Origin of the sequence: Billgrantia desiderata, from assembly GCF_900108215.1 — a bacterium.
GTDB lineage: Bacteria > Pseudomonadota > Gammaproteobacteria > Pseudomonadales > Halomonadaceae > Halomonas > Halomonas desiderata.
In genome coordinates, this window is record NZ_FNVC01000012.1 from 109,067 (window position 1) to 134,617 (window position 25,551).

Genomic DNA, 25,551 nt, shown 5'->3' on the forward strand with positions numbered 1-25,551 from the left:
AGAGGTAACCTGGCAGTAATCCGCTTTTCAATGCTCCAGACTTCGCTTCAAGAACCTGCCCCGGCGGTCGTGTGGATCACGTCGCACGACACGGCAGGCGGGGTGGCCCGGGTGCCACGCAACACTTCAAGAAGCCTGGAGATCGACCATGAGTCACTTCTTAGATCGGCTGAATTTCTTCCGCAAGGCCCGCGAGCCCTTCGCCAACGAGCATGGCGAGACCCGCGAGGAGTCGCGTGGCTGGGAAGACGGCTACCGTCAGCGCTGGCAGCACGACAAGGTCGTGCGTTCCACCCACGGCGTGAACTGCACCGGCTCCTGCAGCTGGAAGATCTACGTCAAGAACGGCCTGGTCACCTGGGAAACCCAGCAGACCGACTATCCGCGCACCCGCCCGGATCTGCCCAACCATGAGCCGCGGGGCTGCCCGCGCGGCGCCAGCTACTCCTGGTACATGTACAGCGCCAACCGCCTCAAGTACCCGCTGATCCGCAAGCCGCTGCTCAAGCTGTGGCGCGAGGCCAAGCAGCAGCACGGCGACCCGGTCGATGCCTGGGCCTCCATCGTTTCCGACCCGGCCAAGACCAAGCAGTACAAGCGCGCTCGCGGCATGGGCGGCTTCGTGCGTGCCAACTGGGACGAGCTCAACGAGCTGATCGCGGCCTCCAACGTCTACACCGCCAAGCAGTTCGGCCCTGACCGTATCATCGGCTTCTCGCCGATCCCCGCCATGTCGATGGTCAGCTACGCCGCGGGCAGCCGCTACCTGTCGCTGATCGGCGGCGTGTGCATGAGCTTCTACGACTGGTACTGCGACCTGCCGCCGGCCAGCCCGCAGACCTGGGGCGAGCAGACCGACGTGCCCGAATCGGCCGACTGGTACAACTCCGGCTACATCATCGCCTGGGGTTCCAACGTGCCCCAGACCCGCACCCCGGACGCCCACTTCTTCACCGAAGTGCGCTACAAGGGCACCAAGACCGTCTCCATCACCCCGGACTACGCCGAGGTCTCCAAGCTCACCGACGAGTGGCTGTCGGTCAAGCAGGGCACCGACGCCGCCCTGGGCATGGCCATGGGTCACGTGATCCTCAAGGAGTTCCACCTCGACAAGCCCAGCGCCTACTTCACCGAGTACGTGCGCAAGTACTCCGACATGCCTTTCCTGGTCGAGCTCGAAGCCCGCGAGGACGGCAGCTTCGTGCCCGGCAAGCAGCTGCGCGCCAGCGACTTCGTCGACAACATGGGCCAGGAGAACAACCCCGAGTGGAAAACCGTGGCGTGGGACGAGACCCGCGATCAGCTGGTCGTGCCCAACGGTTCCATCGGCTTCCGCTGGGGCGAGAAGGAGGAGAACCAGGGCAAGTGGAACCTCGAGCAGCGTGATGCCGAGGGCAACGACGTCCACCTGCTGCTGACCCTGGCCGAGAACCACGACGACGTGGCCAAGGTGGCGTTCCCCTACTTTGGCGGCATCGCCCACGAGCACTTCGACCACGTGGCCGGCAACGAGCTGCTGTTCCACAGCCTGCCCGCCAAGCGCCTGAAGAAGGCCGACGGCACTGACATTCTCGCCGTCACCGTGTTCGACCTGATGTGCGCCAACTACGGCATCGACCGCGGCTTCGGTGAGGACGACGGCGCCACCTCCTACGACCAGATCCGCCCCTACACCCCGGCCTGGCAGGAGAAGATCACCGGCGTGCCCGCCGAGCAGGTCGCCCGCATCGCCCGTGAGTTCGCCGACAACGCCGACAAGACCCAGGGTCGCTCCATGGTCATCGTGGGTGCCGCGATGAACCACTGGTACCACATGGACATGAACTACCGCGGCCTGATCAACATGCTGGTCATGTGCGGCTGCATCGGCCAGAGCGGCGGCGGCTGGGCTCACTACGTGGGTCAGGAGAAGCTGCGCCCGCAGACCGGCTGGACTCCGCTGGCCTTCGGCCTCGACTGGCAGCGTCCGCCGCGCCACATGAACTCCACCTCCTTCTTCTACAACCACTCCTCCCAGTGGCGCTACGAGAAGCTCGAGGTCAAGGAGATCCTGTCGCCGCTGGCCGATGCCAGCAAGTACACCGGCAGCCTGATCGACTTCAACGTGCGCTCCGAGCGCATGGGCTGGCTGCCCTCCGCGCCGCAGCTCGGCACCAACCCGCTGCGCCTGGCCAAGCCGGCTGCCGAAGCGGGCATGTCGACCAAGGACTACGCCGTACAGCAGCTCAAGAGCGGCGAGCTGGCGTTCGCCGCCGAGGATCCGGACAGCCCGCAGAACTTCCCGCGCAACCTGTTCGTGTGGCGCTCCAACCTGCTGGGCAGCTCGGGCAAGGGCCACGAGTACATGCTCAAGTACCTGCTGGGTACCCGTAACGGTATCCAGGGCAAGGACCTGGGCGAAATGGGCGGCCAGAAGCCGGAAGAGGTGAAGTGGCACGACGAGGCGCCGGAAGGCAAGCTCGACCTGGTGGTCACCCTCGACTTCCGCATGTCCTCCACCTGTCTCTACTCCGACGTGGTGCTGCCGACGGCCACCTGGTACGAGAAGAACGACCTCAACACCTCGGACATGCACCCGTTCATCCACCCGCTGACCGCGGCCACCGATCCGGCGTGGGAGTCGCGCAGCGACTGGGACATCTACAAGGGTATCGCCAAGGCGTTCTCCGAAGTGTGCGTCGGCCACCTGGGCGAGGAGACCGATCTGGTCACCCTGCCGCACCAGCACGACTCCCCGGCCGAGCTGGCCCAGCCCGAAGTGAAGGACTGGAAGAAGGGCGAGTGCGAGCCGATCCCCGGCAAGACCATGCCGGCGCTGATCGAGGTCAAGCGCAACTACCCCGAGACCTATGAGCGCTTCACCTCCGTGGGCCCGCTGCTCGAGACCATCGGCAACGGCGGCAAGGGTATCGCCTGGAACACCGAGTCCGAGGTCGAGCTGCTCGGCAAGCTGAACTACCGCAAGACCGAAGGTCCCGCCAAGGGCCGGCCGAAGATCGAGACCGCGATCGACGCCGCCGAGATGATCCTGACCCTGGCGCCGGAAACCAACGGTGCGGTGGCGGTCAAGGCGTGGGGCGCGCTGTCCAAGATCACCGGACGCGACCACACCCACCTGGCCACGCCCAAGCACGAGGAGAAGATCCGCTTCCGCGACATCGTGGCGCAGCCGCGCAAGATCATCTCGAGCCCGACCTGGTCCGGCCTGGAAGACGAGCACGTCTCCTACAACGCCGGCTACACCAACGTGCACGAGCTGATTCCGTGGCGCACCGTGAGCGGCCGCCAGCAGTTCTACCAGGATCACCCCTGGATGCGCGCCTTCGGTGAGAGCCTGCTGACCTATCGTCCGCCGATCAACACCAAGACCATTACCGGTTTCCAGATGCCGGAGGACAACGGCAACCCGACCAAGGCGCTGAACTGGATCACCCCGCACCAGAAGTGGGGCATCCACTCCACCTACAGCGACAACCTGCTGATGCTGACGCTCAACCGCGGCGGTCCGGTGGTATGGATGTCGGAAAACGACGCCCAGGAGATCGGCATCGAGGACAACGACTGGATCGAGCTGTTCAACGCCAACGGCGCCATCACCGCTCGTGCCATCGTCAGTCAGCGGGTCAAGGACGGCATGGTGATGATGTACCACGCCCAGGAGCGTCAGGTGAACGTGCCGGGCTCCGAGGTCACCAAGACCCGCGGCGGCATGCACAACTCCGTGACCCGGGTGTGCCCGAAGCCGACCCACATGATCGGCGGCTACGCGCAGCTCTCTTACAGCTTCAACTACTACGGCACCGTTGGTTCCAACCGCGATGAATTCGTCCTCATCCGCAAGATGAAGAAGATCGACTGGCTGGATGGCGAAGGCAACGACAGCGTGCAGGAGACCGTGAAATGAAGATTCGTTCCCAGGTAGGCATGGTCCTCAACCTCGACAAGTGCATCGGCTGTCACACCTGCTCGGTCACCTGCAAGAACGTCTGGACCAGCCGTGAAGGCATGGAATATGCCTGGTTCAACAACGTCGAGACCAAGCCCGGTATCGGCTATCCCAAGGAGTGGGAGAACCAGGACAAGTGGAAGGGCGGCTGGATGCGTCGCCGCGACGGCAAGATCGAGCCGCGCATCGGCGGCAAGTGGCGGGTGCTGGCGAACATCTTCGCCAACCCCGACCTGCCCGAGATCGACGACTACTACGAGCCGTTCGACTTCGACTATCAGCACCTGCATACCGCCAAGCAGGGCGACCATCAGCCGGTGGCGCGTCCCCGTTCGCTGGTCTCCGGCGAGCGCATGAAGAAGATCGAATGGGGCCCGAACTGGGAGGAGATCCTCGGCACCGAGTTCGCCAAGCGCCGCCGCGACAAGAACTTCGAGCAGGTGCAGGCCGACATCTACGGCCAGTTCGAGAACACTTTCATGATGTACCTGCCGCGCCTGTGCGAGCACTGCCTCAACCCGGCGTGCGTGGCCTCGTGCCCGAGCGGCGCGATCTACAAGCGTGAGGAGGACGGCATCGTCCTGATCGACCAGGACAAGTGCCGCGGCTGGCGGATGTGTATCTCCGGCTGCCCGTACAAGAAGATCTACTACAACTGGAAGACCGGCAAGTCCGAGAAGTGCATCTTCTGCTACCCGCGCATCGAGTCGGGCATGCCGACCGTGTGCTCCGAGACCTGCGTGGGCCGTATCCGCTACCTCGGCGTGCTGCTCTACGATGCCGACCGCATCGAGGAAGTGGCCAGCTCGCCGGACGTGCGCGATCTCTACCACCGCCAGTGCGAGATCTTCCTCGACCCCAACGATCCGAAGGTGATCGAGCAGGCCAGGAAGGACGGCATTCCGGACAACGTGATCAAGGCCGCTCAGGAGAGCCCGGTCTACAAGATGGCCATGGACTGGGGGCTGGCGCTGCCGCTGCACCCCGAGTACCGCACCCTGCCGATGGTCTGGTACGTGCCGCCGCTCTCGCCGATCCAGTCGGCCGCCGAGGCCGGCAAGGTCGAGTACGACGGCGTGCTGCCCAAGATCGAGTCGCTGCGCATCCCGGTGCGCTACCTGGCCAACATGCTCACCGCCGGTGAGGAAGAGCCCGTGGTACTGGCGCTCAAGCGGCTGATGGCGATGCGCGTGTTCATGCGCAACCGTCACGTCGAAGGCAAGCACGACACCGAGGTGCTCGACGCCGTCGGTCTCAGCGAGGCCCAGGTGGAAGAGATGTACCGCTACCTCGCCATCGCCAACTACGAGGATCGCTTCGTGATCCCCACCAGCCACCGCGAGATGGCCACCGAAGCGTTCCCCGAGCGCGGCGGCTGCGGCTTCAGCTTCGGCGACGGTTGCCACGGCGAGAGCAAGCCGAGTCTGTTCAACGGCCGCAAGCAGACCAGCGCGCTGGTCAAGCCAGTGGACGTGTTCGACCCGAAAACCGGCGCCAAGGAGACTCACCATGGCTGATGCAGCACTCCAGATGCCCCAAGAGGCGATGATCCAGCCGGAGTTCGGCATGCGCAGCCTGCGCGTGCTGGCCCGCCTGCTGGACTACCCCACCGAGGCGCTACAGGGCGCGGTGGATGAGCTGATCGAGGCGCTCTACGCCGAGCGCCGCCTTACGGCGGCGCTCAAGGCCGACCTGATGAGCTGGTGCCAGCGCATTTCCGAGGCCGACCTGCTCGAGCTGCAGTCCGAGTACGTGGCGCTGTTCGACAAGGGCCGCGCCCACTCGCTGCTGCTGTTCGAGCACGTGCACGGCGAATCCCGTGACCGCGGCCAGGCCATGGTCGACCTGATCGACGAGTACAAGGCCGCCGGTTTCGAGCTCGACGCCCGCGAACTGCCCGACTACCTGCCGCTGTTCCTGGAGTACCTCTCCACCCGCAGCGACGAGGAGATCGGCCGCTGGTTGGGCGAGATCCGCCACATCCTGGCGCTGCTCACCGCACGCCTCGAGGAGCGCGGCGCCGACCAGGCCCTGGTCACCCGCGCGCTGCTGGCACTGATCGATGCCGAAGAGGACATCGAGGCGCAGCGTCAGGCGGTGGCCGGCGAGAAGCGCGACGACACCCCCGAAGCGCTGGACGCGGTATGGGAGGAGGAGGCGGTGCGCTTCTCCGCCAAGTCCGACGAGGACTGCGCGCTGCAGTCCGCCGAAGGGCGCCGGCTGGCCGAGCGCAAGCGGCAGGTACAGGGCGATGCGATTCGCATCCTCGACCCCGTCGATGCCGCCAAGAAACACTAACGGAGACCTGTCATGAACTCTTTCATGAACTACATCGATACCCTGCTGTTCGGGCTCTACCCCTACCTCGCCGGCAGCGTCTTCCTGATCGGCAGCCTGCTGCGCTACGACCAGGGCCAGTTCACCTGGAAGACTGGCTCCAGCCAGATGCTGTCGTCGAAGAACATGCGCATGGCCAGCAACCTGTTCCATATCGGCATCATCGTGATCTTCTTCGGCCACCTGGCCGGCCTGCTCACCCCGCACTGGGTCTACAGCCCCTTCATCAGTGCCGGCACCAAGCAGGTGATCGCCGTGGTGGTAGGCGGTATCGCCGGCGTGATGTGTCTGGTAGGTGGCGCCATGCTGTTCCATCGGCGCCTGACCAACCCGCGGGTGCGTGCCTCTTCCAGCACCATGGACACCGTGATCATCGGCCTGCTGGTGCTTCAGGTGGCGCTCGGCCTGCTCACCATCCTGCCCACCCTGGGCCACCTGGACGGCGGCAAGATGCTGCAGTTCTCCGGCTGGGCGCAGTCCATCGTGTACTTCCAGGGCGGTGCTGCCGCTTATCTGGAGGGCGTGAGCTGGATCTACAAGCTGCACATCCTGGTGGGTCTGACCATCATTCTGGTCTTCCCCTTCACCCGTCTGGTTCACGTGTGGAGCGTGCCGATGGGCTATGTGACGCGGCGCTATCAAATCGTGCGTCGCCGGGCTTGAGGTAAAAGCTGGCTGCGCTCGGCCAGCGTCGCAATCCCGGTGCATTCCTGAGGGGCGCCGGGGGCAGGCCGAAGAGGAGGTCTTTTTCCAGGGATGGAAAAAGTAGCGCCCAGGGATGGGTTCACAGCGCCTCCTCGCAGGCCTGCCGACGGAACAGCCCCGAGCTTGTACAGCCGCTTATGTCATGTATTAGAGGATCAGCACCATGCAAATGATCGAGATCGCACAGCTGCCGGGCCGCTACGCTCCGCCGCCCGTCAAGGTCGGGGACAAGGCTATCGACGAAGAGAGCATCGCCCGCGAGATGCAGTACCACCCGGCGGCGACCGCCGACGAGGCGAAGCTTGCGGCCGCCCGCGCCCTGGTGGTTCGCGAGCTGCTGCGCCAGCGCGCCGTCGAACTCGGTCTGCTGAGCGCAGATTCCCGTGACGAAGGCGAGCACGATGCCGCCATCGCCACCCTGCTGGAGCGGGAACTGCAGGTACCGGAGCCCGAAGAAGAAGCCTGCCGCCGCTTCTTCGACGCCGAGCCCGAACGCTTCAGTGCGCCGACCCGCATCGCCGTTCGCCATATTCTGCTGGCCGCCGCTCCCGACGACGCCGAGGCGCGCGACGCCCAGTACCGCCTGGGCGAGACGCTGCTCGAAGAGCTCGAGGCGATCCCCGAGCGCTTCACCGAGTTTGCCATGCGTCACTCCGCCTGCCCCTCGAAGAGCGAGGGCGGCGAGCTGGGCTGGCTGGCGCAGGGGCAGACCGTGGCCGAGCTGGACCGCGCCCTGCAGCACCTGCCCGAAGGGCTGCACGACCGGCCCCTGGCCTCGCGCTACGGCTGGCACCTGGTGAGCATCGACGCGCGCGAGGGCGGCCAGCGCCTGCCCTTCGAACAGGTGGCCGAGCGCGTGCGCCACACGCTGCGCGAACAGGCCACCCGCCGCGCCCTGCGTCATTACCTGCTGGCGCTGGAAGAAGAGATCGGCGTCGAAGGGGTAGAGCTCGACGACAACGCCGCCGGCAGCTTGATGCAGTAGAAATGCCTGCGCGGGCGAATCGCTGCGTTGCGCGGTGCTCGCACTCCTCACCTAGAACCCACTAGGCTCCGGGTGCTGCGCTCCGTGCGCCTTGCGCTTCATCCCGCTCGGCGATTTCTCCACGTTTAATACGCTGCCTGCATGGCGGCAGTGAGGAGAACATTCATGTCCCACGTTCACGCCAACGCTCGCTTCGTGCCGCTCGGTATTGCCGTGCTGACCGTTTCCGACACTCGCGGCTTCGACCGCGACGGCAGCGGCGACCTGCTCAGTGAACGCCTCTCCGAGGCTGGCCATGCGCTGGTCGACCGACGCATCGTGCCCGACGACATCTACCGGATTCGTGCGGTGGTTTCCAAGTGGGTGGTGCGCGACGACGTGCAGGTCATTCTGGTCAACGGCGGTACCGGCTTTACTGCCCGCGATACCACACCCGAGGCCCTCGCACCGCTGTTCGACCGCGCCATCGACGGCTACGGCGAGCTGTTCCGTCAGCTATCCTTCGACAGCATCGGAACCTCCACCGTGCAGTCGCGGGCGGTGGGCGGCGTGGCCAATCGCACCCTGATCTTCGCCATGCCCGGCTCGCCCAAGGCCTGTGCCACGGCGTGGGATGGCATTCTGGCCAGCCAGCTCGATGCCCGCACCCGGCCGTGCAACTTCGTCGCCATGGTGCTGCCCGAGCAGCGCTGCTGCGAGTCGCGCAGCGTCGACTCGGTACCTAACCGCGGTCAAGGTATGCGCGCATGAGCTGTGCCACGCTTGCCAAAGGATTGCTCGACCTGGACGTGGCCCGGGCGCGAATGATAGCCGCGGCCGAGCCTGTGCGAGGCGAGGAGCTCGTGGCGCTGGAGCGGGCCGTCGGTCGCGTGCTGGCCCGCGACGTGACGGCACGGCTGGACATGCCCGGCGTCGACAACAGCGCGATGGACGGCTATGCCCTGCGCCTGGCGGAGCTCAGCGATGCCGGCCTGCCGGTCGTCCTGCGGGTGCCGGCGGGTGCCGGCGTGACCTCTCTGCCCGAAGGCGGCTGTGCGCGTATCTTCACCGGCGCGCCGGTGCCCGAGGGCGCAGACTGCGTGGTGCCTCAGGAGCGAGTACGCCTGGATGAGGCGGGGCGCATGCATGTCGCAGGCGAAGCGAAGCCGGGAGCCAACATTCGGCGGCGCGGCGAAGAGTACCGTGAAGGCGACACGCTGCTGACGGCGGGCTGGACGTTGGACAGTGCAGCGCTGGCGCTGCTGGCCAGCCAGGGCATCGCCGAGGTGCCGGTACTGCCGCGCCTCAAGGTGGCGCTGATCTCCACCGGCGACGAGCTGATCGAGCCGGGTGCGACGTTCGCCCCCGGGCTGGTCTACAACAGCAACCGGGTGATGCTGCAGGCGCTGCTGGAGCAGGCCGACTGCGAGGTGCTGGATCTCGGCATCATCGCCGACGATCCCGACGCCCTGCGTGAGGCGTTCGCCACCGCCCGCGACGGCGCCGACCTGGTGGTGTGCACCGGCGGTGTGTCGGTGGGCGAGGAAGACCACGTCAGGCCCGTGCTCGACGAGCTCGGCGGGCTCTGGTTCCATGGCGTGGCGATGAAGCCGGGCAAGCCGTTCGCCTTCGGCTACCTGGACGACGGTTCGCCCGAGGGCGTGCCGCTACTGGGTCTGCCGGGCAACCCGGTGGCCTCCCTGGTGGGCTGGCACCTGCTGGCGAGACCTTTCGTTCAAGGCTGCCAGGGCCGCACCGTCGGGCCGCTACAACAATATCGCGTCCGCGCCGGCTTCTCGCGGCGGGGCAGTCCCGGGCGGCGTGAGCTGCTGCGTGTGACGCTCGACTGGCAAGGCGGCCATCCGGTAGCCTTGCTGGCCGGCGGGCAGGGCTCGCATATGCTGCATGCCGCCAGCCAGGCGCACGGTTATCTGATGATGGCCGCCGATACCGACGTGGAGGAAGGTCGTGAATACCCCTATTTACCCGCCGGACAGTTCGGCTGATCTGCTGTTCAAGCCCAAGCAGCTGCGCGAGCTGGTCAACGGCGTGCCTTGGTTGAGCGAACTCGACGAGGAAGAGGTGACGGCACTGCTGCAGGATTCCGAGCTGCAGTCGCTGAAGACCCGCGAGTGGCTGTTCCGCCAGGATGCGCCGGCACATTGGCTCTACATCGTCATCAACGGTGCGGTGCGTCTGGCGCGCAGCGCCGGCGATGGCCGCCTGGCCACCATTCGCTGCGTCGAGCGCGGCGGCACCCTGGGCGAGCTGAGCATGGTCTCCAGCGCCGGGGTCTACCTCTACTCCGCCGAGGCGCTGCGCCGCACCCACGTACTGGCCATTCCCGCCCAGCACTGTCGCGAAATCATGGACCGGCAGCCGGCCTGCCGCGCCGAGTTCATGAGCCGGCTGGCGCTGGAGCTCACCGAACGCCTCGAGGACCTGGCGCTGCTGACCCAGGCCGACGCCATGTCGCGGCTGGTCAGCTACATCCTGCGCCAGCTGCCGGCGGGGCGCAGTCGCACGCCGCGGGTGGTGCGCCTGTCGATTCCCAAGCGCTGGCTCGCCGCCCAGCTGGCGATGACGCCGGAAACCCTGTCGCGGCTGTTGGCCAAGCTGCGCGACGGCGGCGTGATCGGCATCGACCGCCAGCGTCTGACGGTGCTCGACGAGCAGAAACTGCGCGACGCCATGCTGGCCGACGACTGAGGTCGTCGGCGCGGGGTCGCGCGTTGCAAAGAGGGGAGGCTGCATGTCCCGAACCGCGAACAAACCTCGCACCCTGGTCTACTCCTGTTCCGGCTGCTCCGACGTGGCGCAGCTGGCCAACGACGTGGCCGTGCGGCTCGACCACACCGGCGTGGCCGAGATGTCGTGCATCTCTGGCGTCGGCGGTGGTGTTCCCGGCCTGGTACGCATCGCCCGTTCGGGGCGGCCGATCGTCGCCATCGACGGCTGCCAGATGCACTGCGTGACCCACTGCCTGGCCCGGGCCGGGGTGACCGCCACGCAGCACGTCAAGCTCTACGAGCAGGGCTTTCGCAAGCGTCGCGGCCAGAGCTATGACGACGAGACCGTCTGCGAGGTGGCCGAACAGGTCGGCGAACTGATCGCCCGCCTACCGATGGACGCCCCGGCCCATGTCGAGGCAAGCGCTGAGGAAAACCCATGAGCCTGATCGACGGCTTCGGCCGCACCGTGCGCTACGTTCGCCTCTCCGTCACCGACCGCTGCGACTTTCGCTGCGTCTACTGCATGGCCGAGGAGATGACCTTCCTGCCCCGTGCCAGGCTGTTGACCCTGGAGGAGATCGCTGCGCTGTCGCGAGCCTTCGTCGAACTGGGGGTGGAGAAGATCCGCCTCACCGGCGGCGAGCCGCTGGTGCGTCGTGGCATCGAGGAGCTGGTGGCCGAACTCGGCGCACTGCCGGGCCTGCGCGACTTCGGCATGACCACCAACGGCGCCGGGCTGGTCAAGCACGCCCGTGCCCTCTATCGGGGCGGGCTCAAGCGGCTCAACGTCAGCCTCGACTCGCTCGATCCCGAGCGCTTTCGCGCCCTGACCCGCACCGGCGATCTCGCCAGGGTGATCGACGGCATCCGCGCCGCCCGGGAAGCCGGCTTCCAGCGCATCAAGCTCAACGCGGTGATCCTCAAGGGGCGCAACGACGACGAAGTGCTCGACCTGGTGGAATTCGCTCGCGCCGAAGACGTCGACATCAGCTTCATCGAAGAGATGCCGCTGGGCCAGAACATGAGCCACGACCGCGGCGAGACCTTCTGCTCCAGCGACGACGTGCGCGCCGCCATCGAGACGCGCCACACGCTGCTGCCCACCACCGAGACCACCCTGGGCCCTTCGCGCTACTACCGCATGGCCGACAGCGACTCGCGTATCGGCTTCATCTCGCCCCACAGCCACAACTTCTGCGCCGCCTGCAACCGCGTACGCGTTACCGCCGAGGGTCGCCTGCTGCTGTGCCTGGGCAACGAACACTCGGTCGACCTGCGTGCCGTGATGCGCCGCTACCCCGGCGATCTCGAGCGGCTCAAGGCCGCCATCGTCGCCGCCATGCAGAAGAAGCCCGAGCGTCACCACTTCACCACTGATGGCGATGTGCAGGTGGTGCGATTCATGAACATGACCGGGGGCTGACGGCGGCTTGTCTCGTCGCATCGTCCCGCTGACTTGACCGACACGGGCGTCAGGGGCAATGTCGGGGTAGAGTATCGAGCCCTGCCCAAAGGACGTTTCCTCATGATCCCGGTCGCTGTGCAAGAACCGCTCTCGGTCGGCTTCGTCCTGCTGCACCGCTTCACGCTGCTGCCGTTTGCGGCCTTCGTCGACTGCCTGCGTCTGGCGGCCGACGAGGGTGACCGCAGCCGCCAGCTGCGCTGCCACTGGACCTTCATGACCAGCACGGGGGAGCAGGCCACTTCCAGCTGCGGGGCGGCGATCTCGCCCTGCGAGCCCTTCCGCGATCCGGCGAGCTTCGATTACATCGTGGTGATCGGCGGGGTGCAGGACGAGCGCGACCGCGTGGACTCCACGGCGCTGGCCTATCTGCGTCGCTCGGCGGATGCCGGAGTGCCGCTGGTCGGGCTGTGCACCGGGGTCTTTGCGCTGATTCAGGCGGGTCTGATGAAGGGGCGCCGTTGCTGCGTGAGCTGGTATCACCACCGTGACATGATCCAGCGCTTTCCTGCCATCGAGCCCGTTGCCGATCGTCTGTTCATCGACGACGGTGACCGCCTCACCTGTGCCGGCGGTGCGGCGGGAGCGGACCTGGCTGCCTATCTGATCGAGCGCCACCTGGGCAAGGCGTGGGCGATGAAGAGCCTGCACATCATGCTGCTCGACGAGGCGCGAACGGGAGTTCACCCCCAGCCCCAGCCGGTGGTGTTCGGCAAGATCGAGGATCGCGTGGTGCGCAAGGCCATTGCGCTGCTCGAGCAGCACCTGGGGGAGATGATCTCCATGGAGGTGCTGGCCGAGCGGGTCGGCACCTCACGCCGTAATCTGGAGCGCCGTTTCAAGGAGACGCTCGGCGTCAGCCCGCAGAAGTTCTCCCGCGACCTGCGCCTGCGCTACGGCGTGTGGCTGTTGCACTACACCGGCAAGAGCATCACCGAAATCGGTGAGCGCTGCGGCTTCGCCGATACCGCCCACTTCTCGCGCCACTTTCGCAGCGCCTTCGGCATGACGCCGTCGGAAATGCGCAAGAGCGTCGGCGAGCCGGGAGGCGCCCGGGTCGATCCCTTCTTCCTGCACGTCGAGGGCCGCCCGGCGCTCTGAGCCGGCTTGCTTCACCCGTCCGCCTCATGCGGCTTTGAGCGCACCTCCTCGGCGCGTGCTCCATCAGCCCGAGCCAATATGCCAGGGCGGCCGGCCCGACTCGGACATTCAGCAAGCCTGTCGCATTCGTTCAATCTTTCCTGCTCCCGGTTGCCTTTAATCCAAGCATAAGGATTTCAAATTTTTCACCTGGGCAGGTAGCCGATAGATTCGAGGCAAGCCCTGCCGATACCCGACAACAGATAGCAGACAACAACAGGAGTCAGTCATGAACCAGGTCGGTCTCGCCGCATTCGATTCTCAGGTTGCCGCCGCCATTGCCGACGAAGTGGCCCGCCAGGAGGCCCACGTCGAGCTGATCGCCTCCGAGAACTACGCCAGCCGGGCCGTGATGGAGGCCCAGGGCACACAGTTGACCAACAAGTATGCCGAGGGCTACCCGGGCAAGCGCTACTACGGCGGCTGCGAGCACGTCGACGTGGTCGAAAAGCTCGCCATCGAGCGCGCCTGCGATCTGTTCGGCGCCGACTTTGCCAACGTGCAGCCCCACTCCGGTGCCCAGGCCAATGCCGCCGTCTTCATGGCGCTGGTCAGCCCCGGCGACACCGTGCTCGGCATGAGCCTGGCCCACGGCGGTCACTTGACCCACGGTGCGGCGCCCAACTTCTCCGGCAAGCACTACCACGCGGTGCAGTACGGCCTGAACCCCGAGACCGGCGAGATCGACTACGAGGAGGTCGAGCGGCTGGCGCGCAGCCACAAGCCCAAGCTGATCATTGCCGGCTTCTCTGCCTACTCCCGTGTGGTCGACTGGCGGCGTTTCCGCAACATCGCCGATGAGGTCGGTGCCTGGCTGATGGTGGACATGGCTCATGTGGCGGGCCTGGTTGCCGCCGGTCTCTACCCGAGCCCGGTGCCCCACGCCCACGTGGTCACCACCACCACTCACAAGACCCTGCGCGGCCCGCGCGGCGGCCTGATCCTTTCCGCCCATGGCGATGCGGAACTGTACAAGAAGCTCAACGGCGCGGTGTTCCCCGGCCAGCAGGGCGGTCCGCTGATGCACGTGATCGCGGCCAAGGCGGTGGCCTTCAAGGAGGCCATGAGCCAGGCTTTCGTGCAGTACCAGCAGCGCGTGATCGACAACGCCCGCGCCATGGCCAAGGTATTCGTCGAGCGCGGTTACGACGTGGTGTCCGGCGGTACCGACGACCACCTCTTCCTGGTCTCGCTGATTCGTCAGGGCGTGACCGGCAAGGACGCCGATGCGGCGCTGGGCCGGGCCCACATCACCGTCAACAAGAATGCCGTGCCCAACGACCCGCAGAGCCCGTTCGTGACGTCCGGCCTGCGCATCGGCACCCCGGCGGTAACCTCGCGCGGCTTCGACGTGGCCGACTGCGAGGCCCTGGCCGGCTGGATCTGCGACATCCTCGACGTGCTGGCCGAGCAGGGCAACACCGATGCCGTGGAGGCCGAGGTACGCACCAAGGTCGCCGAGCTGTGCGAGCGCCACCCGGTCTACGGCGCCGCTCCGGCCGCGGTAGAAGAAACCGCCACCGCCTGAATGTATGAAATCGGCCCCCTCGGCGGGGCCGGTCGAGGAGAGACGAGATGCAACGCTATTCAGGATTCGGGCTGGCCAAGCACGCCCTCAGTCACCACGAGAACTGGGAGCGCCAGTGGCGCAACCCCACCCCCAAGAAGCAGTACGACGTGATCATCGTCGGCGGCGGCGGCCACGGCCTGGCCACCGCCTACTACCTGGCCAAGGAACACGGCATCAAGAACGTGGCGGTGGTCGAGAAGGGCTGGCTGGGCGGCGGCAACACCGCGCGCAACACCACCATCGTGCGCTCCAACTACCTGTGGGACGAAGCCGCGGCGCTCTACGAGCACGCCATGAAGCTGTGGGAGGGGCTCTCCCAGGACCTCAACTACAACGTGATGTTTTCCCAGCGTGGGGTCATGAACCTCGGCCACACCCTGCAGGACATGCGCGACATCCAGCGCCGGGTCAACGCCAACCGCCTCAACGGCATCGACGGTGAAGTGCTCACTCCCGAGCAGATCCAGGAGATCGTGCCGATCATGGACTGCTCGAAGAACGCCCGCTATCCGATCCTCGGTGCCTCTTGGCAGCCGCGCGCCGGCGTGGCGCGTCACGATGCCGTGGCCTGGGGCTTCGCCCGTGCCGCCGACGCGCTGGGCGTCGACCTGCTGCAGAACACCGAGGTCACCGGCTTCAAGATCCGCGATGGCCGGGTCTACGGCGTGCACACCAACCGCGGCGACATCGAAGCCAAGACCGTCGGCTGCGTGGCGGCGGGCAACTCCGGCGTGCTGGCCAAGATGGCCGGTTTCCGCCTGCCGCTGGAGTCGCATCCGCTGCAGGCGCTGGTTTCCGAGCCGCTCAAGCCGGTGCTCGACACCGTGGTGATGTCCAACCACGTGCACGGCTACATCAGTCAGACCGACAAGGGCGACCTGGTCATCGGCGCGGGCATCGACGGCTACAACGGTTACGGCCAGCGCGGCAGCTACCCCACCATTGAGCACACCCTGCAGGCCATCGTCGAGATGTTCCCGATCTTCTCGCGGGTGCGCATGAACCGCCAGTGGGGCGGCATCGTCGACACCTGCCCGGACGCCTGCCCGATTCTCTCGGCCACGCCGGTGAAGGGCCTGTTCTTCAACTGTGGCTGGGGTACCGGTGGCTTCAAGGCCACGCCGGGCTCGGGTCATGTGTTCGCCTGGACCTTGGCCAAGAACCAGGCTCACCCGCTTGCGGCCCCGTTCTCCATCGACCGTTTCCATACCGGCGCTCTCGTCGACGAGCACGGCGCCGCTGGCGTTGCTCACTGACTTCTGCGAGCTGCGCCACGCGATGGCTGCGTTGTCCGATTCATCGGAGTCCTCATGTACCTACCCCGTACACTGCGGCTCCTCTTCATCGGACGCCTTGCCCTCACGCGGCTCGCTGGCGCAGCAGCTCACAGTTCTTATCCCGACTTACGGGGGGAATAAATAATGTTCCATATCTACTGCCCCTACTGCGAGGAGCATCGCGAGGAAGAGGAGTTCCGTCCCAAGGGCCAGGCACACATCGTCCGCCCCAAGGACCCCGAAGCCTGCAGCGACGAGGAGTGGGGCGACTACCTGTTCTTCCGTGACAACCCGCGCGGCATCCACCACGAGATGTGGGTGCACGCCGTCGGTTGTCGCAAGTTCTTCAACGTCACGCGCAATACCGTGACCTACGAGATTCTCGAAACCTACAAGATGGGTGAGCGGCCCCGCATCACCGCCGAGAGCCTGGCGAGTGGCGAAATCCAGGGCAACGTGCAGGTGGCCGGCGGAGGACAACAGACCGTGGGCGCCAGCAACGCTGCGGTAGAAGCGGTCAAGGGGGAGCAGGCATGAGCAAGTCCGTGACACAGCCGAATCGTCTCAAAGAGGGCGGGCGTATCGATCGCTCGCGCAAGCTCGGCTTCACCTTCAACGGCCAGCACTATCAGGGCCATGCCGGCGACACCCTGGCCTCGGCGCTGCTGGCCAACGGCGTGGATATCGTCAACCGCAGCTTCAAGTACTCGCGCCCGCGCGGCATCGTCGCCGCCGGCGCCGAGGAGCCCAACGCGCTGGTCCAGTTGGGCAGCAACGAAGCCGCCCAGGTGCCCAACGTGCGTGCCACTCAGCAGGCGCTGTTCGACGGCCTCGTGGCGCGCAGCACCAACGGCTGGCCGAACGTGCAGCGCGACGTCATGAGTCTGGTGGGCAAGCTGGGCGGGCGCTTCATGCCGCCGGGCTTCTACTACAAGACCTTCATGGCGCCGGCCTCCATGTGGATGACCTACGAGAAGTACATCCGCAAGGGCGCAGGCCTGGGCCGTAGCCCCATGGAAGCCGATCCGGACAGCTACGATCACCTCAATCAGCACTGCGACCTGCTGGTGATCGGCGCCGGTCCCGCCGGCCTGGCGGCGGCGCTGACCGCGGGCCGCAGCGGCGCGCGGGTGATCCTGGCCGACGAGCAGGAAGAGATGGGCGGTTCGCTGCTCGACAGCCGTGAACTGCTCGACCAGCAGCCGGCCGCCAAGTGGGCGGAGCGCGTGCTGGAGGAGCTCGCCGGGCTGGACAACGTCATGCTGCTGCCCCGCACCACCGCCAACGGCTACCACGACCACCATTTCGTCACGCTGCACGAGCGACGCACGGAGCACCTGGGCGAGACGGCACCGCTGGTCGACGGCCATCGTGGCGTGCGTTCACGCATGCACCGTGTGCGTGCCGGTCAGGTGCTGCTGGCCACCGGCGCCCACGAGCGTCCGCTGGTCTACGCCAACAACGACGTGCCGGGCAACCTGCTGGCCGGCGCGGTGTCCACCTACATCCGCCGCTACGGCGTGGTGCCGGGCAACAAGCTGGTGCTCTCCACCAGCAACGATCACGCCTATCGCGCCGCGCTCGACTGGGTCGAAGCGGGTCGTGAGGTGGTGGCCATCGTCGACGCCCGTGCCAATCCGCAGGGCGACTGGATCGACGCCGCCAAGGCCAAGGGCATTCGGATCATCACCGGCAGCGCGGTGATCGAGGCCAAGGGCGAGAAGCGCGTCAGCGCGGCCCGCGTGGCCAAGATCGACCTCGACGCCTTCAAGGTCACCGGCCAGGCCGAGACCCTGGCCTGCGACACCATCGCCAGCTCCGGCGGTTACAGCCCGGTGATCCATCTGGCCTCGCACACCGGTGCGCGGCCGACCTGGAACGAAGAGATCCTCGGCTTCGTGCCCAGCCTGGTGAAAGGCGTACATGCTGCCGGCAGCGCTCGAGGCATCCACGACCTGGCCGCAGGCATGGCCGATGGTGTGGCCATGGCCGCCCAGGCGCTGGAAGCACTGGGGCAATCGGCCAGGGCGGTCGAGCTGCCGCAGGTCGACGCCCGCCGCGAAGGGCCGGCCTGTGCGCTGTATCAGGTGCCTCACGAGAAGCCGACCCTGCGTGCGCCCAAGCAGTTCGTCGATCTGCAGAACGACGTTACCGCCGGGGGCATCGAACTGGCGACGCGCGAAGGCTTCGAGTCCATCGAGCACGTCAAGCGCTACACCGCCATGGGCTTCGGTACCGACCAGGGCAAGCTCGGTAACATCAACGGCATGGCCATTGCCGCGCGCTGCCTGGGCAAGACGATTCCCGAGGTGGGCACCACGGTGTTCCGCCCCAACTACACCCCGGTCACCTTCGGCGCCATCGCCGGCCGCCACTGCCGCGACCTGTTCGACCCCGAGCGCTACACCGCACTGCACCAGTGGCACGTGGAGAATGGCGCCGAGTTCGAGGACGTCGGCCAGTGGAAGCGCCCCTGGTATTTCCCCAAGGTCGTCAACGGCAAGAAGGAGACCATGTTTGATGCGGTAGCCCGCGAGTGCCGCGCGGTGCGCGAGAAGGTCGGCATCCTCGACGCCTCGACCCTGGGCAAGATCGACATCCAGGGCCCCGACGCGCGCGAGTTCCTGGGTCGCGTCTACACCAACAAGTGGGAGAAGCTGGCCGTCGGCAAGTGCCGCTACGGGCTGATGTGCAAGGACGACGGCATGGTCACCGACGACGGCGTGACCAGCTGTCTGGCCGACGACCACTTCCTGATGACCACCACCACCGGCGGCGCCGCCGCGGTGCTGGAGTGGCTGGAACTGTGGCACCAGACCGAATGGCCCGAGCTCAACGTGACCTTCACCTCGGTGACCGATCACTGGGCGACCATGACGATCACCGGACCCGAGGCGCGCAACCTGCTGGCCGAGATCACCGACATCGATCTCGACCGCGACACGTTCAAGTTCATGGACTGGCGCGAAGGCAAGGTCGCCGGGGTACCGGCGCGAGTGTTCCGCATCTCCTTCACCGGCGAGCTGACCTACGAGATCAACGTCCAGGCCAACTATGCCATGCACGTGTGGAAGACGCTGTTCAGCCACGGCGAGAAGTACGGCCTGACCCCCTACGGCACCGAGACCATGCACGTGCTGCGCGCGGAGAAGGGCTTCATCATCGTCGGCCAGGACACCGACGGCTCGGTGACGCCGGAAGACCTGGGCATGCAGTGGTGCGTGGGCTACGACAAGCCGTACTCGTGGATCGGCAAGCGCGCGCTGACGCGCAGCGACACCCGCCGCACGGACCGCAAGCAGTTGGTCGGTCTCAAGCCCAAGGACCCGAAGGTGGTGCTGGAGGAGGGCGCGCAGATCGTCTTCGACCCGAAGCACGCCATTCCCATGCCGATGGCGGGCCACGTGACCTCGAGCTACTACAGCCCGACCCTGGACTCAGGCTTCGCCCTGGCCGTGGTCAAGGGCGGTCAGCAGAAGATGGGTGAGACCGTCTACCTGCCCATGGCCGACGGCCAGGTCCATGAGGCCGAAATCGTCAGCCCGATCTTCGTCGACCCCAAGGGAGAGCGCCAGAATGTCTAACCCTGTCGTTGCCAAGGCCCGTACCTTCGATACCCGCACCGAAGCCAACATCCCGGTGGAATCGCCGCTGGCCTACTCCTACCAGCGTTCGGGGGCTCCGGCCCCCAGCGCCAAGAGCCGCGTGGTGCTGCGCGAGCGGGCCATGCTCGGTCATCTGATCCTGCGCGGCGGCGCCATCGTGCTCGACGAAGCGGTGCGCGCGGTGCTGGGCTTTGGCCTGCCGGCTCGGCCCAACACCCTCAGCCACAGCGAGGATGGTGCGCGATCGATCCAGTGGCTCTCGCCCGACGAGTGGCTGCTGATCGTACCCGGTGGCGAGGAGTTCGAGCTGGAGGGCGAGCTGCGCAACGCCCTGGGCGATGCCCACTACGCCATCGTCAACGTCAGCGGCGGCCAGACGCTGATTGAGCTGTCGGGCGAGAAGGCACGTGAGCTGCTGATGAAGTCGACGCCCAGCGACGTGCACCCCGAGGCCTTCCCGGTGGGCAAGGGCGTGACCGCGGTGTTCGCCAAGACCAACCTGATCCTGCGCCGCCCCACGGAAACCCGCTGGGAACTGGTGCTGCGCCGCAGCTTCTCCGACTACTGCTATCGTTGGCTGCTGGACGCCGGCGCCGAGTATGCCATCGGCGTGGAGCGGTGACACGACATCGCGTTTGCCAGGCGCGCTTGGCCGGGGGTTCCCCGGCCCTTTTTCCATTCACCGCCGGAGCGTCGGAGGGAGCAGCATGAAACGACACGATGACATCTGGATCATGGTCGCGCAGTGCCCCAGCCGCCTGGGCACCGTGGACGTGGTGACCCGCTTCCTCAAGGAGCGGCGCTGCTACATCACCGAGCAGCAATCCTTCGACGACCGCCTGAGCGGCCAATTCTTCATTCGCACCGAGTTTCGCCCCGAGGAGGCCGGCTTCGACGCCGACACCTTCCAGGCGGGCTTCGCCGAGCGGGCCGCCGAGTTCGAGATGCGCTTCGAGCTGACGCCGCCGGGGCGGCTGATGCCGGTGGTGATCATGGTCTCCAAGGCCGACCACTGCCTCAACGACCTGCTCTATCGCTACCGTACCGGGCAGTTGCCCATCGACATCCGCGCCATCGTCTCCAACCATCCCGACCTGGCGTCGCTGGCGGAGTGGCACGGCATCCCCTATCACCACTTCCCGATCACCGCCGAGACCAAGGCCGAGCAGGAGGCCCAGGTGTGGCGGGTGGTGGAGGAGAGCGGCGCCGAGCTGGTGATCCTGGCGCGCTACATGCAGGTACTGTCGAGCGAGATGAGCGCCAGGCTCTCCGGCCGGGCGATCAACATCCACCACTCGCTGCTGCCCGGCTTCAAGGGCGCGCGCCCCTACCACCAGGCCTACGAGAAAGGCGTCAAGCTGGTCGGTGCCACGGCCCACTACATCAACGACGACCTCGACGAGGGGCCGATCATCACCCAGGGCGTCGAGCCGGTCAGTCATGCCGACTACCCGGAGGACCTGGTCGCCAAGGGCCGCGACATCGAGTGCCTGACCCTGGCCCGGGCGGTGGCGCTGCACGTGGAGCGACGCGTGTTCCTGAATGGCAACCGCACGGTGGTGTTCCAGCGCTAGGCGATGCCTGAAAACTGGCTGCGCTTGGTCATTCCTTGCGTAGGCGCATTGAGTCCCTGGCCATAGCGGGCTAGCTTGGTGGGCAAAACGACGGCCCACCAGGAGACCCGCATGGCTGCCCCCTTCGACGAGCACGACCCGTACCTGTGGCTGGAAGAGGTCGAGGGCGAACGCGCCCTGACCTGGGTCGAGCAGCGCAATGCCGAGAGCCAGGCCAGGCTCGCCGATGCGCCGGGCTTCACCGCGCTGCGCGACGACCTGCAGGCGATCCTCGAGGCCGACGACCGCATCCCCTTCGTGGTCAAGCGCGGCGAGCACTTCTACAACTTCTGGCAGGATCGCGACCACCCCCGTGGGCTGTGGCGGCGCACCAGCCTGGCGGAGTACCGCAAGGCGCGGCCCGAGTGGGAGGTGCTGATCGACCTCGACGCGCTCAACGCCGAGGAGGGCGAGAACTGGGTATGGCACGGTGCCCACTGCCTGCGCCCCGAATCGCCGGACGCGCCCTGGCGCCACTGCCTGGTGTCGCTCTCCCGCGGCGGTGCCGATGCCGACGTCACCCGCGAGTTCGACCTGGTCGAGAAGCGCTGGGTCGAAGCGGGCTTCTACCGCCCCGAGGCCAAGGGCGGCCTGGGCTGGATCGACCGTGACACGGTCTACGTCCAGACCGACTTCGGCGAAGGCTCGATGACCCGCTCCGGCTACCCGCGCATCGTCAAGCAGTGGCGGCGCGGCACGCCGATGGCCGACGCCGAGACGGTGTTCGAGGCCGAGCCCGACGACATGGCCGTAGGCGCCGCGCACGACTCCACCCCCGGCTTCGAGCGTGACTTCGTCAGCCGTGCCCGGGCCTTCTATGACAACGAGCTCTATCTGCGCCAGGCCGACGGCAGCCTCACCCGTATCGAGGTGCCCAATTCGGCCCACAAGCAGGTGCACCGCGAGTGGCTGATGATCGAGCTGCGCGAGCCCTGGGAGGTGGCGGGCACCACCCATCCCGCCGGCGCGCTGCTGCTCGCCGACTTCGACGCCTTCATGGGCGGCGAACGCGAGCTGCGCGTACTGTTCGCCCCCACCGAACGCACCTCGCTCTCCGACGTCACCTGGACCCGCCGCCACCTGATCCTCAACGTGCTCGACGACGTCAAGCACCGGCTCTACGTGCTCACCCCGAGCGAAGGCCAGTGGCAGCCCGAGCCGCTGGCGGGCGTGCCGACGCTGGGCAGCATTAGCGTGAGCGCGGTGGACGACGAGGAGAGCGACGAGGTGTTCGTCATCGTCAGCGACTACCTCACGCCGACCACGCTGCTGCACGGCCGGGTCGGCGAGGCGCTGGAAACGCTCAAGCAGGCCCCGGCGCTGTTCGACGCCGAGGGGCTCGAGGTGACCCAGCACTTCGCCACCAGCCGCGACGGCACGCCGATTCCCTACTTCCAGGTGGCGAAGCGCGATCTCGAGCCCAGCGGCGAGCATCCGACCCTGCTCTACGGCTACGGCGGCTTCGAGGTGCCGCTGCTGCCCGGCTACAGCCCCGGGGTGGGGCGCGCCTGGCTCAGCCAGGGCGGCGTCTACGTGGTGGCCAACATCCGCGGCGGCGGCGAGTACGGCCCGCGCTGGCACCAGGCGGCGCTGCGCGAGAAGCGCCACAAGGCGTTCGAGGACTTCGCCGCGGTGGCAGAGGATCTCATCGAACGCGGCGTCACTTCAGCGCGGCGGCTGGGCATCCAGGGCGGTTCCAACGGCGGCCTGCTGGTGGGCAACATGCTCACCCGCTACCCGCACTTGCTGGGCGCCGTGGTGTGCCAGGTGCCGCTGCTCGACATGCGCCGCTACCACCTGCTGCTGGCCGGCGCCTCGTGGATGGCCGAGTACGGCGACCCCGAGAGCGACGACTGGGAGTTCCTTCGCGATGTCTCGCCCTACCACAACCTCGATCCCGCGGCCCACTACCCGCCCATGCTGCTGATGACCAGCACCCGCGACGACCGCGTCCACCCCGGCCACGCGCGCAAGATGATGGCACGCATGAGTGAGCAGGGGCATCGGGTGCTCTACTACGAAAACATCGAAGGCGGCCACGGCGGCGCGGCCGACAACCGCCAGCGCGCCCATATGCAGGCCCTGGCGTTCATGTTCCTGAGTCAGACGTTAAGCGATGAGATTTCGGATACTTAGCCTGTAAGCGATTTGTTCTAGTTGTCCTGTTCGGCATCTGAATGGCTGCGCCATGATGATGCCGAAAGTCACGCATTGCGCACTATGCGTGCGCAATGAGGCGGCTGACGGTCGCGTGGTTTGTCCCGGTCAGGCTGACCTTTCCCTTATTCGAATCATGCAGATGGGCGGAAAGTCGCGCAGGATGGCACGCGCACTGCAGATCAATGGGTGAAGGTAATGACCGGATAGTACAAGTACAACCCACCCTGACCGGAGGTGACTGGACATGAAGAACCGGAACCGACTCATCGGCTGCAGTTTGTTGGGGATACTCTTTCTGCTGAGTAACCCTGCATTGGCGGAGCGCATCACCATCGGTATCGGTCACCAGAGCATGGTGACCAATACCGTTGCGGGCGGCATCGTGCTGGAGAGGCTTGGCCTCATCGAAAAGTATCTTCCCACGGAAGGGGATTACGCCGATGCCGAGTACGACATCATCTTTCGCGACTATGATTCAGGCCCGCCCATCACCAATCAGATGATGGCGGGTAACCTGGAGTTCGGTGTGATGGGCGACTATCCACTGATCGTCAATGGGGCCAACTTTCAGGCCACCGGCCGACATGAAACCCGCTTCATTGCCGTGACCGGGTACAACCGCGAGGGGACCGGAAACGGCATCGTGGTGCCGGTGGCCTCCGACGTACACTCCCTCGAAGAGCTGGTAGGCAAGCGCATTTCCACGCCGGTGGGCAGTGCCGCCTGGGGCATGACGCTCAAGGCCCTGCGCGATGCAGGACTCGATGGGCAGATCGCCATCGTCGACCAGAGCCCGCCGGTGGGGGTGGCCAACATTGCCGGCAACCGTATCGATGCCCATGCCGACTTCGGCCCCTGGTCGGAGGTGATGGAGTTCCGCGGTACCGGGCGCAAGATCTTCGACGGCAGCGAAGCCGGTGTGCCGACCTTCCACGGCATCGTGGTGCGCAAGGCATTTGCCGATCGCTACCCGGAGGTGGTCGAGGCCGTGCTGCAGGCAACCCTCGAGGCGCAGCAGTGGATCAGAGAGGATCCGGTGCGTGCCGCCACGCAACTCAGCGAGTGGACCGGTGTGGCCAAGGAGGTGCTCTATCTCTACCTCAGCGAGGGGGGAATCAGCACCCTGGACGCCACCATCAAGCCCGAGTGGGTCGAGGCGCTGCAGTACGATCACGCCCTGCTCCAGGAGGAGCGCAGCATACCCGATCTCGATTTCGATGCCTGGGTCGACGACAGCTACATCCGGCGTGCCTATGCGGCGTCCGGTCTGGACTATGCCGCCGACCTGGAGCGCATGGTCATACCCCAGGCGCAGAACCCGGATCTCAGCCCGGCCCAGATATGGTTCGCCGACGAGGGCATCGTCGAGTACGAGAGTGTGGCCGACATGGTGGTGGCCTACCGAGCAGCGGACACCGAAGGGCGAGAGGTCTACTCCACCTATGTCTACGACCACCACAGCGGGATCAAGATGTTCGGCAAGGCCGCCTTTCTTGCTGAAACGCCTGATGGTGAGGTGGCGGCCTTCATGAAGCGGGACGACTCGCAGACATACATCGCCGATAACGGTGGAAGAATGATTGCTCTGTCCGCTTCCGGTGATGAGTCACTCGCCATGAAATAAATGAAGTGAACCTCAGTCGGATTTCTTCCTTGTTTAAAGTATGAGAAAGGCGGGCGCGGAATTCTCCGCGCCCTTTTTATTGGTGCGCCAGGCATGGCGCGCAGCGCCCGACGGGCGCTGTTTCCGAGGGTGGTGCCTCGGAATGACTTGGGGGTGAAAGTCCCCTACGGACCCTGATAGCGGGAACCGTTAGCCGAACAGCAAGGGTGTCCGTCGCGAGACGGAATCTGAAGGAAGTTGGAGGCAAACTCCCGGCCCGACGAACAGAAATCGCATACGAGGCTGTCGCCACCTGGGCGAGAGGGCCAAGAAACTCGAAGCCCAATAGCTATCCGGAAGGGGCGGCAGTAGATGCGGCGGGTGTATGGGAGGAAGGTCGCGCGTCTTACCCTGGGAGGTCTGATGGTCTGCCACAG

At 66.3% G+C, this 25,551-nt stretch carries 19 protein-coding genes; all 19 read left to right on the plus strand.

The features are described 5' to 3' along the window. The first annotated feature begins 148 nt into the window (after positions 1-148). The 19 genes from C4S71_RS12515 (at position 149) to C4S71_RS12605 (ending at position 25,135) form a co-directional block, all read left to right on the plus strand. The gene (locus C4S71_RS12515; RefSeq protein ID WP_103969341.1) at positions 149-3,904 is read left to right on the plus strand and encodes a nitrate reductase subunit alpha; all 3,756 of its coding nucleotides are present in this window, start codon (positions 149-151) and stop codon (positions 3,902-3,904) included. Next, positions 3,901-5,463, plus strand: a complete 1,563-nt coding sequence (narH, locus tag C4S71_RS12520) for a nitrate reductase subunit beta (protein ID WP_103969342.1) — start codon at positions 3,901-3,903, stop codon at positions 5,461-5,463. The genes C4S71_RS12515 and narH overlap by 4 nt, the downstream gene beginning before the upstream one ends. After that, positions 5,456-6,244: a nitrate reductase molybdenum cofactor assembly chaperone gene (narJ, locus tag C4S71_RS12525; protein WP_086510531.1), complete on the plus strand. Its 789-nt coding sequence runs from the start codon at positions 5,456-5,458 to the stop codon at positions 6,242-6,244. The genes narH and narJ overlap by 8 nt, the downstream gene beginning before the upstream one ends. Before the next feature lie 24 nt (positions 6,245-6,268). Next, entirely contained in the window at positions 6,269-6,946 is a 678-nt protein-coding gene (gene narI / locus C4S71_RS12530) for a respiratory nitrate reductase subunit gamma (RefSeq protein WP_103969354.1), read from the plus strand. Between the two features lie 205 nt (positions 6,947-7,151). Continuing rightward, the gene (locus C4S71_RS12535) at positions 7,152-7,973 is read left to right on the plus strand and encodes a peptidylprolyl isomerase (protein ID WP_086510529.1); all 822 of its coding nucleotides are present in this window, start codon (positions 7,152-7,154) and stop codon (positions 7,971-7,973) included. A 165-nt stretch (positions 7,974-8,138) separates the two neighbouring features. Beyond that, positions 8,139-8,723: a molybdenum cofactor biosynthesis protein B gene (gene moaB / locus C4S71_RS12540; RefSeq protein WP_086510528.1), complete on the plus strand. Its 585-nt coding sequence runs from the start codon at positions 8,139-8,141 to the stop codon at positions 8,721-8,723. Beyond that, entirely contained in the window at positions 8,720-9,958 is a 1,239-nt protein-coding gene (locus C4S71_RS12545) for a molybdopterin molybdotransferase MoeA (protein ID WP_103969343.1), read from the plus strand. The genes moaB and C4S71_RS12545 overlap by 4 nt, the downstream gene beginning before the upstream one ends. After that, a complete protein-coding gene (locus tag C4S71_RS12550; protein ID WP_086510526.1) occupies positions 9,921-10,661 on the plus strand; it encodes a Crp/Fnr family transcriptional regulator in 741 nt (246 codons plus the stop codon). Before C4S71_RS12545 ends, C4S71_RS12550 begins: the two co-directional genes overlap by 38 nt. Before the next feature lie 43 nt (positions 10,662-10,704). Beyond that, the gene (locus C4S71_RS12555) at positions 10,705-11,124 is read left to right on the plus strand and encodes a putative zinc-binding protein (protein ID WP_086510525.1); all 420 of its coding nucleotides are present in this window, start codon (positions 10,705-10,707) and stop codon (positions 11,122-11,124) included. Further along, complete coding sequence (gene moaA, locus C4S71_RS12560) at positions 11,121-12,107, plus strand: GTP 3',8-cyclase MoaA (RefSeq protein ID WP_103969344.1); 987 nt, start codon at positions 11,121-11,123, stop codon at positions 12,105-12,107. The genes C4S71_RS12555 and moaA overlap by 4 nt, the downstream gene beginning before the upstream one ends. Before the next feature lie 102 nt (positions 12,108-12,209). Continuing rightward, on the plus strand, positions 12,210-13,247 hold the full coding sequence (locus C4S71_RS12565) for a GlxA family transcriptional regulator (protein ID WP_103969345.1): 1,038 nt from the start codon (positions 12,210-12,212) through the stop codon (positions 13,245-13,247). A 268-nt stretch (positions 13,248-13,515) separates the two neighbouring features. Then, on the plus strand, positions 13,516-14,814 hold the full coding sequence (glyA, locus tag C4S71_RS12570) for a serine hydroxymethyltransferase (RefSeq protein WP_086510497.1): 1,299 nt from the start codon (positions 13,516-13,518) through the stop codon (positions 14,812-14,814). Positions 14,815-14,861: 47 nt separating this feature from the next. Then, positions 14,862-16,112 carry a sarcosine oxidase subunit beta family protein gene (locus C4S71_RS12575; protein ID WP_086510496.1) on the plus strand — a complete coding sequence of 417 codons (1,251 nt, stop codon included), beginning with the start codon at positions 14,862-14,864 and terminating at the stop codon, positions 16,110-16,112. Positions 16,113-16,277: 165 nt separating this feature from the next. After that, positions 16,278-16,670 (plus strand): sarcosine oxidase subunit delta, encoded by a 393-nt coding sequence (locus C4S71_RS12580; RefSeq protein ID WP_103969346.1) that lies wholly within the window; start codon positions 16,278-16,280, stop codon positions 16,668-16,670. Further along, entirely contained in the window at positions 16,667-19,717 is a 3,051-nt protein-coding gene (locus tag C4S71_RS12585; protein ID WP_103969347.1) for a sarcosine oxidase subunit alpha family protein, read from the plus strand. Before C4S71_RS12580 ends, C4S71_RS12585 begins: the two co-directional genes overlap by 4 nt. Next, positions 19,710-20,360 (plus strand): sarcosine oxidase subunit gamma, encoded by a 651-nt coding sequence (locus tag C4S71_RS12590; protein WP_086510493.1) that lies wholly within the window; start codon positions 19,710-19,712, stop codon positions 20,358-20,360. Before C4S71_RS12585 ends, C4S71_RS12590 begins: the two co-directional genes overlap by 8 nt. An 85-nt stretch (positions 20,361-20,445) precedes the next feature. After that, positions 20,446-21,312, plus strand: coding sequence for a formyltetrahydrofolate deformylase (purU, locus tag C4S71_RS12595; RefSeq protein ID WP_103969348.1), 867 nt, complete (start codon positions 20,446-20,448; stop codon positions 21,310-21,312). A gap of 111 nt (positions 21,313-21,423) precedes the next feature. After that, positions 21,424-23,487 carry a prolyl oligopeptidase family serine peptidase gene (locus tag C4S71_RS12600; protein ID WP_103969349.1) on the plus strand — a complete coding sequence of 688 codons (2,064 nt, stop codon included), beginning with the start codon at positions 21,424-21,426 and terminating at the stop codon, positions 23,485-23,487. A 268-nt stretch (positions 23,488-23,755) separates the two neighbouring features. Further along, on the plus strand, positions 23,756-25,135 hold the full coding sequence (locus C4S71_RS12605; RefSeq protein WP_235014356.1) for an ABC transporter substrate-binding protein: 1,380 nt from the start codon (positions 23,756-23,758) through the stop codon (positions 25,133-25,135). Positions 25,136-25,551 lie beyond the last annotated feature (416 nt).

What these genes read in the sequence shown, in the direction of transcription:
- C4S71_RS12515 (WP_103969341.1), top strand. Translation starts at nt 149, where the DNA reads ATGAGTCACTTCTTAGATCGGCTGAATTTCTTCCGCAAGGCCCGCGAG.
- narH (WP_103969342.1), top strand. Translation starts at nt 3,901, where the DNA reads ATGAAGATTCGTTCCCAGGTAGGCATGGTCCTCAACCTCGACAAGTGC.
- narJ (WP_086510531.1), top strand. Translation starts at nt 5,456, where the DNA reads ATGGCTGATGCAGCACTCCAGATGCCCCAAGAGGCGATGATCCAGCCG.
- narI (WP_103969354.1), top strand. Translation starts at nt 6,269, where the DNA reads ATGAACTACATCGATACCCTGCTGTTCGGGCTCTACCCCTACCTCGCC.
- C4S71_RS12535 (WP_086510529.1), top strand. Translation starts at nt 7,152, where the DNA reads ATGCAAATGATCGAGATCGCACAGCTGCCGGGCCGCTACGCTCCGCCG.
- moaB (WP_086510528.1), top strand. Translation starts at nt 8,139, where the DNA reads ATGTCCCACGTTCACGCCAACGCTCGCTTCGTGCCGCTCGGTATTGCC.
- C4S71_RS12545 (WP_103969343.1), top strand. Translation starts at nt 8,720, where the DNA reads ATGAGCTGTGCCACGCTTGCCAAAGGATTGCTCGACCTGGACGTGGCC.
- C4S71_RS12555 (WP_086510525.1), top strand. Translation starts at nt 10,705, where the DNA reads ATGTCCCGAACCGCGAACAAACCTCGCACCCTGGTCTACTCCTGTTCC.
- moaA (WP_103969344.1), top strand. Translation starts at nt 11,121, where the DNA reads ATGAGCCTGATCGACGGCTTCGGCCGCACCGTGCGCTACGTTCGCCTC.
- C4S71_RS12565 (WP_103969345.1), top strand. Translation starts at nt 12,210, where the DNA reads ATGATCCCGGTCGCTGTGCAAGAACCGCTCTCGGTCGGCTTCGTCCTG.
- glyA (WP_086510497.1), top strand. Translation starts at nt 13,516, where the DNA reads ATGAACCAGGTCGGTCTCGCCGCATTCGATTCTCAGGTTGCCGCCGCC.
- C4S71_RS12575 (WP_086510496.1), top strand. Translation starts at nt 14,862, where the DNA reads ATGCAACGCTATTCAGGATTCGGGCTGGCCAAGCACGCCCTCAGTCAC.
- C4S71_RS12580 (WP_103969346.1), top strand. Translation starts at nt 16,278, where the DNA reads ATGTTCCATATCTACTGCCCCTACTGCGAGGAGCATCGCGAGGAAGAG.
- C4S71_RS12585 (WP_103969347.1), top strand. Translation starts at nt 16,667, where the DNA reads ATGAGCAAGTCCGTGACACAGCCGAATCGTCTCAAAGAGGGCGGGCGT.
- C4S71_RS12590 (WP_086510493.1), top strand. Translation starts at nt 19,710, where the DNA reads ATGTCTAACCCTGTCGTTGCCAAGGCCCGTACCTTCGATACCCGCACC.
- purU (WP_103969348.1), top strand. Translation starts at nt 20,446, where the DNA reads ATGAAACGACACGATGACATCTGGATCATGGTCGCGCAGTGCCCCAGC.
- C4S71_RS12600 (WP_103969349.1), top strand. Translation starts at nt 21,424, where the DNA reads ATGGCTGCCCCCTTCGACGAGCACGACCCGTACCTGTGGCTGGAAGAG.
- C4S71_RS12605 (WP_235014356.1), top strand. Translation starts at nt 23,756, where the DNA reads ATGAAGAACCGGAACCGACTCATCGGCTGCAGTTTGTTGGGGATACTC.